Source organism: Streptomyces verrucosisporus (assembly GCF_017114865.1).
In the GTDB taxonomy this organism is placed as follows: domain Bacteria; phylum Actinomycetota; class Actinomycetes; order Streptomycetales; family Streptomycetaceae; genus Streptomyces; species Streptomyces fenghuangensis.
On sequence record NZ_JADEYH010000098.1, the window covers coordinates 1 to 387 of the forward strand.

Here is a 387-nt window from a genome sequence, read left to right on the forward strand (position 1 = left end):
GATGCCCTCGTGCAGGTAGCGATAGCCGGTGGCCTGGGAGATCCCGGCGTCGCGGGCCAGGCAGTGCACGCAGGTGCGGTGGCGGAACCAGCGCAGCACCAGCACCGCCTGGCGGAACGGGCCCAGCGCCCGCGAGCCCTTCGGGGTGCCGATCCGGCGGCGGTGGGCAGACAGGAGCCGGGCGAGGAAGACCACCACCGGGCGCGGGACGTCGAGCATGGCAGGATGGGAAACCAACGTGAAGCCTCTGGTTGTGCGGACGAGATCTTGTGGTGAGACCTGTCCTACCAGGGGCTTTACGTCTGCTCGCGGTCAGGGCAGGGCTGCCCGGCCCGTCCCGATACCGGAGCCTCATCCGGCTTCGCGTAGATCATTTCGCTGAGAAAA

General features: G+C 68.5%; 1 pseudogene. It reads right to left on the reverse strand.

The annotated features are described in order from the left end of the window. Window positions 1-237, reverse strand: a pseudogene (locus tag IQ279_RS27615) (IS5/IS1182 family transposase); the annotation flags it as partial. Window positions 238-387 lie beyond the last annotated feature (150 nt).